This window comes from Flavobacterium sp. TC780 (assembly GCF_056783245.1).
In genome coordinates, this window is sequence record NZ_JBXBAV010000051.1 from 1 (window position 1) to 9,035 (window position 9,035).

13 protein-coding genes and 2 pseudogenes are annotated in these 9,035 nt (G+C 31.6%); 10 read left to right on the top strand and 5 right to left on the bottom strand.

Annotated features, from left to right (window positions below; translation table 11 throughout):
• Nucleotides 1-392: 392 nt before the first annotated feature.
• The 7 genes from AC1RYN_RS05070 to AC1RYN_RS05100 all read left to right on the top strand — a co-directional run bounded on the left by AC1RYN_RS05070 (nucleotide 393) and on the right by AC1RYN_RS05100 (nucleotide 5,335).
• Nucleotides 393-1,001, top strand: coding sequence for a porin family protein (locus AC1RYN_RS05070; protein WP_481806077.1), 609 nt, complete (start codon nucleotides 393-395; stop codon nucleotides 999-1,001).
• Between the two features lie 343 nt (nucleotides 1,002-1,344).
• Nucleotides 1,345-1,854: a hypothetical protein gene (locus AC1RYN_RS05075; protein ID WP_481806078.1), complete on the top strand. Its 510-nt coding sequence runs from the start codon at nucleotides 1,345-1,347 to the stop codon at nucleotides 1,852-1,854.
• A gap of 130 nt (nucleotides 1,855-1,984) precedes the next feature.
• On the top strand, nucleotides 1,985-2,125 hold the full coding sequence (locus AC1RYN_RS05080) for a hypothetical protein (RefSeq protein WP_481806079.1): 141 nt from the start codon (nucleotides 1,985-1,987) through the stop codon (nucleotides 2,123-2,125).
• Nucleotides 2,126-2,156: 31 nt separating this feature from the next.
• Nucleotides 2,157-2,618 carry a porin family protein gene (locus tag AC1RYN_RS05085; RefSeq protein ID WP_481806088.1) on the top strand — a complete coding sequence of 154 codons (462 nt, stop codon included), beginning with the start codon at nucleotides 2,157-2,159 and terminating at the stop codon, nucleotides 2,616-2,618.
• A gap of 83 nt (nucleotides 2,619-2,701) precedes the next feature.
• On the top strand, nucleotides 2,702-3,598 hold the full coding sequence (xerD, locus tag AC1RYN_RS05090) for a site-specific tyrosine recombinase XerD (protein WP_481806080.1): 897 nt from the start codon (nucleotides 2,702-2,704) through the stop codon (nucleotides 3,596-3,598).
• Between the two features lie 212 nt (nucleotides 3,599-3,810).
• Nucleotides 3,811-4,950 carry a PAS domain-containing protein gene (locus tag AC1RYN_RS05095; protein WP_481806081.1) on the top strand — a complete coding sequence of 380 codons (1,140 nt, stop codon included), beginning with the start codon at nucleotides 3,811-3,813 and terminating at the stop codon, nucleotides 4,948-4,950.
• A gap of 73 nt (nucleotides 4,951-5,023) precedes the next feature.
• Nucleotides 5,024-5,335: an ATP-binding protein gene (locus tag AC1RYN_RS05100; RefSeq protein ID WP_481806082.1), complete on the top strand. Its 312-nt coding sequence runs from the start codon at nucleotides 5,024-5,026 to the stop codon at nucleotides 5,333-5,335.
• 396 nt (nucleotides 5,336-5,731) lie between these two features.
• On the opposite strand, the gene AC1RYN_RS05105 is transcribed toward AC1RYN_RS05100, so the two are convergent.
• From AC1RYN_RS05105 to AC1RYN_RS05125, 5 genes and pseudogenes are all read right to left on the bottom strand, one after another.
• Nucleotides 5,732-6,247, bottom strand: coding sequence for an HDIG domain-containing metalloprotein (locus tag AC1RYN_RS05105; protein ID WP_481806083.1), 516 nt, complete (start codon nucleotides 6,245-6,247; stop codon nucleotides 5,732-5,734).
• A gap of 57 nt (nucleotides 6,248-6,304) precedes the next feature.
• Nucleotides 6,305-6,772: a KH domain-containing protein gene (locus tag AC1RYN_RS05110; protein WP_481806089.1), complete on the bottom strand. Its 468-nt coding sequence runs from the start codon at nucleotides 6,770-6,772 to the stop codon at nucleotides 6,305-6,307.
• Nucleotides 6,746-7,296: pseudogene (locus tag AC1RYN_RS05115) on the bottom strand (Rnase Y domain-containing protein); the annotation flags it as partial. The pseudogene AC1RYN_RS05115 and the gene AC1RYN_RS05110, both read right to left, overlap by 27 nt.
• A 208-nt stretch (nucleotides 7,297-7,504) precedes the next feature.
• A pseudogene (locus tag AC1RYN_RS05120) lies at nucleotides 7,505-7,799 on the bottom strand (cell division protein ZapA).
• 7 nt (nucleotides 7,800-7,806) lie between these two features.
• Nucleotides 7,807-8,097, bottom strand: coding sequence for a hypothetical protein (locus tag AC1RYN_RS05125; protein ID WP_481806084.1), 291 nt, complete (start codon nucleotides 8,095-8,097; stop codon nucleotides 7,807-7,809).
• A 176-nt stretch (nucleotides 8,098-8,273) separates the two neighbouring features.
• On the opposite strand from AC1RYN_RS05125, the gene AC1RYN_RS05130 reads away from it, so the two are divergent.
• From AC1RYN_RS05130 to AC1RYN_RS05140, 3 genes are all read left to right on the top strand, one after another.
• Nucleotides 8,274-8,399, top strand: coding sequence for a hypothetical protein (locus AC1RYN_RS05130; protein WP_481806085.1), 126 nt, complete (start codon nucleotides 8,274-8,276; stop codon nucleotides 8,397-8,399).
• Between the two features lie 177 nt (nucleotides 8,400-8,576).
• Entirely contained in the window at nucleotides 8,577-8,771 is a 195-nt protein-coding gene (locus tag AC1RYN_RS05135; RefSeq protein WP_481806086.1) for a M23 family metallopeptidase, read from the top strand.
• Between the two features lie 3 nt (nucleotides 8,772-8,774).
• Complete coding sequence (locus AC1RYN_RS05140; RefSeq protein ID WP_481806087.1) at nucleotides 8,775-8,993, top strand: hypothetical protein; 219 nt, start codon at nucleotides 8,775-8,777, stop codon at nucleotides 8,991-8,993.
• The last annotated feature ends 42 nt before the right edge of the window (nucleotides 8,994-9,035 follow it).

The following is a 9,035-nucleotide window of genomic DNA, read 5'->3' on the forward strand; positions in this document are numbered from 1 at the left end:
TACGTATTGCTAAGGTTAATACATGCTCCTGTTGTTAGGGAGGCAGCACCTGATTTTGGTTCTGGAAAAGATGCTTTCCAATTTAATATTGGTTTTGCATTGCATTTCTAGTAATTATAAATAAGTCTTATTTTAAGCCTTTCATGTTAATCATGAAAGGCTTTTTTTGTATTTTATAGGTTTTTTAGTGTTAATTTATCGGTGTGTTGAAAAAAATAAGGCATCACTAAATTTAGTGATAAAGGAAATGGTAATGATCTTTGTTTCAGTAAGATGTGAATATGTTGTCTGTTTCTTTTGAACCTTGTTAATTTTGTGTTTTTTTGTTATTTTATTGGAATTTAAATTGAACTTATCTACGTTTGCCGCATAAATTTTAACATAAACAAAAAATGAAAAAAATTACTTTATCAATTGTTGCGGTTTTAGCATTTGGATTTGCAAATGCACAAGAAGTTAAATTTGGAGTAAAAGGTGGAATCAACCTTTCTACTTTAACAGGAGATATTGAAGATGCTTCTTCAAAAGTTGGTTTCCAAGTTGGTGGTTTCGCTGAAATTAAATTATCTGATAAATTCTCAGTTCAACCAGAGCTTTTGTACTCTGCTCAAGGGGCTAAAGGGTCATATAATGATTTTGACGGAACGGATATTGTTTCTATTGACGTAACTAGTAAATTAGCATACATCAATGTACCAGTTATGGCAAAATATTATGTTGCTGAAAAATTTAGTTTAGAAGCAGGACCTCAAATAGGTTTCCTAGTAAGTGCTAAAGAAAAACATTCTTTTGGAGGTGATTCAGAAGAATTAGATGTTAAAGATGGTTTTAAATCAATTGATTTTGGAGTAAACTTTGGAGCTGGTTACGATTTTACTGAAAATGTTTCTGTTGGAGTTAGATATAACTTAGGTTTGTCTAATATCGCTAAAACTGAAGATGGTGACAGTGCTAAAATTAAAAATAGTGTATTTTCTTTATCAGTTGGATATAGATTCTAATAACTAATTATAGAACACTTGGGGTGTTCTTAAATTTATTTTTTACAATTTTAAAGCCCTTAAATAGTAGTATTTAAGGGCTTTTTTTATTTGAACTGTATAGATATTTGTTATTAGAAGAATTTAGTTTATAGGTTTTTTAAGGTTAATTTTTATTGTTTCAAAAATAAATTTTCCCTCAATAAATTTAGTGAGAAAAGCAGTAATAATCTAGTGTGAATCAATGTTGTGTGCATAAAAGAATAACTAGGTTTTTTTTATTTTTTTATTTTTTAACATGTATTTTTGGAATTTAGATGGGACTTATTTACGTTTGCCGCATAAATTTTAACATAAACAAAAAATGAAAAAAATTACTTTATCTATTATTGCGGTTTTAGCATTTGGGTTTGCAAATGCACAAGATGGTCATTTCAAAGTAGGAGCACATGTTGGTTTACCTATGGGAGACATCAAAGATTTTCATTCGGTAAATTTAGGTGTTGATGTTGCTTATTTATGGGAAGTTGCTGATAAATTCAGTGCTGGAGTTACTACAGGTTATTCTACTTATTTGGCTAAATCACACACTTTTTACAATGGTTTTAGTACTGTTAAGATTAAAGGTGATGCCGCAGGTTACATTCCAGTTGCTGGTACAGCGCAATATTCTATTTCAGATAACTTATTTGTAGGTGCAGATTTAGGATATGCAATTTATGCAGGTAGTGGAGATGGAGATGGTGGAGTTATCTATCAGCCAAAATTTGGTTACCAAGCAGAGAAATATGAAGTTTATGCTGGTTACAAAGGAATTTCTGTAGATGGAGGAACATTTTCTTCAATCAACGTAGGATTCAATTATAAATTCTAATTATAGAATTTTAAAAATACAATTTAAAACCCTCTGCTATTGTAGAGGGTTTTTTATGAAACTTAATAAAATAATTAATAGCTATTTATAGAAAATATATATTTACGGGTGATAGCTAAATAATAAAACAATGAAAAAAATTACTTTATCTATTATTGCAGTTTTAGCATTTGGATTCACAAATGCACAAGAAGTTAAATTTGGAGTAAAAGCAGGAATGAAATCTTTCGACTTGGACAGGAGATACAGAAGGAGTCAATTTAAAATCTAAAGTTGGATTTAACGGAGGTGGATTTGTAGCGATACAATTTTCAGAGAAGTTAACCTTACAGCCAGAGGTTTTGTTTTCAACTCAGGGAACAAAAATAGATAATCAGACAGTAGATATAAATGGAGATGGAGCGGTGGATGTAGTAGGTGATGTTTGTTTTAATTTATCTTATATAAATGTTCCAGTAATGGTTAAATATTATCCTGTTAAAGGATTTAATGTTGAAGTAGGGCCACAAATAGGATTTTTAGTTGGGGCAAAGACAGTTACAAAATTACAAGGTTATAGTGGTGAAAACAAAATTGATGTTAAGGAGATTTTTGAATCTATTGATTTTGGAGTTAATTTTGGAGCAGGATATGATTTTACCGAAAATATCTCAGCAGGAGTTAGATATAACTTAGGTTTAGCTAATATTGCGAAAACTAAAGCTGGAGATAATTCTAAAATTAAAAACAGCGTATTTTCTTTGTCAGTTGGATATAAATTTTAATTTTAAAAATCTAAAGAATAATTTAAAACCTTCTGTCACAGCAGAAGGTTTTTTTATGTTTAAAAAATGCTTTCCTTTGTTTTATGAACTGGACTAGGTATATAAAAGATTATCAATCCTATCTTAAGATTGAGCGTGGTTTATCTAAAAATACAATCGAAAATTATGTTTTTGATATAGAGCGATTATGTCTTTTTTTAGCTCAGAATGAAATTGAAATTTCTCCATTGAAAATTAACGAAGAAACAATTGAGCAGTTTATCTATTCAGTGTCCAAAGAAGTAAACGCACGTTCACAGGCTCGTATTATTTCGGGATTGAAGAGTTTTTTTAATTACTTGATTTTCGAAGATTATCGTAATACTAATCCGTTGGAACTTATAGACTCTCCCGAAACAGGAAGGAAATTACCTGATACATTATCAGTTGATGATATTGATAGGCTTATTGCAGCTATCGATTTAAGCTCTAATGAAGGAGAGCGCAATCGAGCGATGCTGGAAACTTTGTACAGTTGCGGACTCCGAGTTTCGGAATTAGTAGCTTTAAAAATATCTGATTTGTTCTTTGAAGAAGGATTTATAAAAATTACTGGTAAAGGAAATAAAGAGCGGTTTGTGCCTATTGGAGAATCTACTCAAAAATATATTTTAATTTATGTGAATTCGGTTCGGCTGCATTTGAATATTAAAAAAGGACATGAAGATACTTTATTTCTTAATAGGAGGGGGAGTCAGTTAACAAGAGCAATGATTTTTACAATCATTAAAGATTTGGCTTTTAAAATAGGTTTAAATAAAAATATAAGCCCGCATACTTTAAGGCACTCGTTTGCAACACATTTGCTTGAAAATGGTGCTGATTTACGGTCAATACAGTTGATGTTGGGACACGAATCAATAACTACTACCGAAATATATGTTCATTTGGATAGAACATATTTAACTCAGGTAATTCACACTTTTCATCCTAGAAAATAAGTTGTTTTTGTTAAAATATTTTATAAGATTTTGTTTTTGTCTTAAAAAAAAATAATATCTTGGAGCTATATTGTTTGTAACAAAGAGAATTTACTCTAATACTTATAATAAGAAATAAAAAACAAGATTTTTATGTTTTTTTAAGGCTTAAATAATAGTATCAACTTTGTTCTGTTTTATAGATAAAATAGTCAGCTTACACAAACACAATTATGGTTTTTGATTTACATGAAGATGAAAATTGTCAGAAGTTGAATAACTTTTACAAGAAATTATTTGCAGAAATTCCTGACTTAATTTTTCAATTTGTTGTTGATATTGATAATACTTATACTTTTCCTTTGGTGAGCAAGTCCATGGAGGAAATATTCGAGCTTCCTACAACTGAATTTTCAAATCGCAGTAAATTTTTTATCTATGGAAGAGTGCATGCAGAAGATCAGCATATGTTTATTAGTACGCTTTCTAAAGCTAGAAAATGCCTAACTCCTTGGGAAGTAGAATTTCGGGTAGTACTGCCAAAGAAAGGAATTCGTTGGCTAAAAGTTTGTTCAAAATCAGAAGGATCTCAAGATGGTCGAGTTAGTTTTTACGGACGAATTTCAGATATAACAGAGGTAAAAGATCAAGAACTAAAATTAAAGCTTTCAGAAGAACGTTTTCAATTTGCTTTAGACGCTTCTACTGTGGGTGTTTGGGATTGGGATATGGTCACCAATAGAGTTTTTTATTCGTCATTGTCTTTGAAGATTTTAGAGTTGCAATCTACAGATATTTTTGATGATCCTGAACGTTGGGATAAAATTGTGCATCCAGATGATTTGCCTAAATATTATTCAGATATTCAAGAACATTTTGATAACAAAGTGCCCTTTTATGAAAATTACCATCGCGTATTAACTTCTAGTGGTAAGTATAAATGGATTTTAGATAGAGGTAAAGTTATTGAAAGAGATTCAAACGGAAAACCATTGCGTGTCTTAGGTACGCATACGGATGTTTCTTATCAGAAAGAAAAAGAATTAGAACTTATAAAAACGATGAAATTGTTTAGTGATCAGAATAGTCGATTGCTTAATTTTTCACATATCGTTTCGCATAATTTAAATACACAAGCGGGAAATATTAAAAGTATTCTTGATTTTATAGATGATGATCATAGTAAAGAAACAATCGATGAAATGTTGGTTCATTTGCGTACAGTTTCTAATGACTTAAATGATACGATTTCTAATTTAACGCAGATTGTTCAGATTCAGAGTAATCTGGATATTGTTATAAAACCACTTAAGCTAAGGTACAGTATAGATAAAACGGTTTCTATAATCAAAGCCTTTAGCGGCAAAAACTAAAACTACTATACTTAATAGTGTGCCAGATTATGTAACAATTAGTTTTAACCCAGCTTACTTTGAAAGTGTTTTGTTGAATTTTACAACCAATGCGATTAAATATGCGCACCCAGATAGAGACCCTGTAATTGAATTTATTTTTGCAATCGAGCCAGATGGTCGAAAGGCTTTAAAAGTTAAAGATAATGGCATTGGAATTGATTTAGGGCTATATGGTGATTTGATATTTGGAATGTATAAAACGTTTCATAAGCATAAAGAAGCTCGTGGAATTGGATTGTATATTACTAAAAATCAGATTGAATCAATGAAAGGAGAGGTTTCTGTAGAAAGCGTCGTTGGTGAAGGTACTACTTTTAAAATTGTTTTTAATGATGATCTGTAGGTTCAGAGTTGCAAAGGTTCTGAGTGGCTGAGTTTTTAAGGCTCAAAGCATGAAAGACGTGATTCGTGATACTCGCAAGCTTGTCTTTGTTAAACAAACTAATAGCTCAAGAACTGATTGCTTGCAAAAATAACACGCCATAAACATAGCCAATAGTTTTAACTGTTGGTGCGTGATGAATTATCGCAATCTGCATCACACGGTTGAAACCGTGAGCTATGATCAAAATAGGATAGAATTTGTAAATGAAAGAAATAATACTCTTTGCTAACTTAGCGTAAATCTTCGCTTTCTTTGCGGTTAATGCGATATGGATCTTGAACTCTTAATGAAAAAAAAGTTTAAAAATGAAAAACTCCTCAATTGAGGAGTTTTTTTATGATATAAGTAAAGAACTTATTTTGCAATATTTACTGCTCTTGTTTCTCGTATTACTGTTACTTTAACCTGACCTGGGTAAGTCATTTCAGTTTGTATTTTTTGTGAGATATCAAATGATAAACTTGCGGCATTGTCATCAGATACTTTTTCGCTTTCTACAATTACACGAAGTTCTCTACCAGCCTGAATCGCATAGGCGTTTTTAACTCCGTTAAATCCGTAAGCTACTTCTTCAAGGTCTTTTAGACGTTGGATGTAAGAATCTAATACTTGTCTTCTTGCGCCTGGTCTTGCACCTGAAATGGCATCACAAACTTGTACAATTGGTGATAATAGTGACTTCATTTCGATTTCGTCGTGATGCGCACCAATTGCGTTACAAACTTCTTCTTTTTCACCATATTTCTCAGCCCATTGCATACCTAATAATGCGTGAGGTAAATCACTTTCAGTATCTGGAACTTTACCAATATCATGTAATAAACCTGCTCTTTTAGCTAGTTTTACGTTCAATCCTAATTCGGCAGCCATAATACCACACAATTTAGATACCTCTCTAGAGTGTTGTAATAAGTTTTGACCATAAGACTAACGGTATTTCATACGTCCAACAACTTTAATTAATTCAGGATGTAGACCATGAATTCCTAAGTCTATAACAGTACGTTTTCCTACCTCAATGATTTCATCATCAATTTGTTTGGCTGTTTTGGCTACAACTTCTTCAATACGTGCTGGGTGAATACGGCCATCAGTAACTAATTTGTGTAAAGCCAAACGAGCAATTTCTCTACGTACAGGATCAAAACAAGAAAGGATGATTGCTTCTGGTGTATCATCTACGATAATCTCAACACCAGTTGCAGCTTCTAGCGCACGGATGTTTCTACCTTCACGTCCAATGATTCTACCTTTTACATCATCCGATTCAATGTTAAATACAGATACACAGTTTTCTACTGCTTCTTCTGTTCCAACTCTTTGAATAGTATTAATGATGATCTTTTTTGCTTCTTGTTGTGCTGTAAGTTTTGCCTCTTCAATAGTATCCTGAATATAAGACATCGAACTACTTTTTGCTTCAGCTTTTAAGCCTTCCATTAGTTGGTTTTTAGCTTCTTCAGCAGAAAGTCCTGAAATTACTTCTAATTGCTGTAATTGACTTTTGTGTAATTTATCAACTTCAGCTTGTTTTTTGTCTAAAACTTCAATTTTAGTATTGTACTCTTGTGTCTTAGCTTCGTATTCATCATTGGTCTTTTTAGCTTTTGATAATTCATTAGAAATTTGAGATTCTTTGTCTCTAACTCTTTTTCTACTTCAGCTACTTTTTTGTCTCTTGCAAGAATTACTTGTTCGTGTTCAGATTTTAATTCAATAAACTTTTCTTTTGCTTGAAGAATTTTATCTTTCTTAATGTTTTCGGCTTCCAGATTAGCGTCTTTTAAAATGGATGCTGCTTCTTTTTTTGAATTTTTGATTAAATTGGAAATATTGCTTTTTTCGATGATTTTGGCTATTCCAAAACCTGCTGCAATACCTATAATTCCTGAAATAATGATCGTTATTATACTGTCCATGTTTGTTAAAATTTATATATAAAAAAGCCTACATTAGGTTGCTTGTATAAACTCGAAAAGACAAGTTTTGAGCTAACTCACTGTTCAAGTTTCCTCGCCGAAGCGTGGCATGCTTTAGTAGTGATGATTTGCTCATTCTAATTTGTTAGTGTTGAGTTTACCAAATATGAACTAATGTAGGCAGTATCTTAGTTTCTGTAAAGAACGTTTAATTTTCGAGATATTGATCTAAAAGGGTATTTAATCTTTTAATTCGTTCGATAGTTTCATCACTATCAATAGCTTTGTCAATTTGTTTTTGCTCTACTTGTGAAGCAAATTGTAATGCACACATGGCTAAAACGTCTTGTTTGTCACAACAGCGTAATTTTTCTTCAAATTGCTTTATCATCACATCAATTTTTTTTCGAAGCGCTTCTAAGGCCTTCTTCCTGAGAGAGATGTACCGTTAAAGGGTAAACTCTGTCTGCGATTGATATTTTAATTTTAAGCTTTTCGTCCATGTTGTTACTAGTCTGATAGTTGTGCTATACAGTGATCAATTTCACGAATTAATGAATTTATTTTAAGCTTTGTATCTCTTTTATTATCGTTACTGCCAAGTAAAGAATTGGCGATTTTGAGTGTTTCGTACTGCTTTTTCAAGCCCTCAATCTCTCCGGACTGTCTTTGTATAGTCTGTTTAGCCTCTATTAATTCTGACTTTAGTTCTTGATTGTTCTTTTCTAAACCTTTTAGCTTCGCAAAAAGTTTTTCAACTTTATATTCAAGAGTATCAATTATTTCGGCAATTACACTCATTACAAATCCTATTCATTACTTAATCATACAAAGTTAGTATTCCTTTTTATTAATGCAATATTTTATCGATTTTTTTCGCATTAAAAATAGCAAATTAATGGAATTCAAGGTATTGTATTTCGTAGTTTTCCTAATTATTTTGCTGACTTTTTTTTATCTTAGCAAAAATGTAAATCATGAAATATTCTGTACTTTTTCTCCTGTTTTGTAATTTTATTTCTGCTCAGACAGATTATCCAAAAGACTATTTTAGACCTCCTTTGGATATTCCGATGCAGCTTTTGGGGAATTTTGGGAACTAAGACCGAATCATTTTCACGCTGGTTTTGATTTGAAAACGAATCAAAGAGAAGGTTTAAATGTGTATGCTGTTGCTGATGGTTATATTCTAGGATTAAAATTTCGACTTTCGGTAATGGGAAAACTTTGTACGTAACCCATCCAAATGGTTATACATCTGTATATGGCATCTGCAAAGTATGGTAGGTTCAATTCAGGATTATGTAAAGAAGACACATTATAAAGAGAAGTCTTTTGAAATTGAAATGTTCTTAAAACCTGGTGAAATGACTGTTACTAAAGGCCAATTAATAGGTTTGTCTGGGAATACTGGATCATCAGAAGGGCCGCATTTGCATTTTGAATTTCGTGATTCAAAACAGAATTTGTTATAATCTATGTTTTTTGGTTTTGATAGAATATTAAAAGACACCAAAAAACCTGTTGTTTCTAATTTATATGTTTATCCGCTTGACGATAAAACGATAGTTAATCAGTCAAAAATACCTTTAATGCTTAACTTGTCGTTGCAAAAAGACGGCACTTATTTGTCTAGCAGTGTAGCTACAAATGGGAAAATTAGGTGCTGCCTCCCTAACAACAGGAGCATGTATTAACCTTAACAATATACGTAACTGAACTAGTAAAAATACATAAAA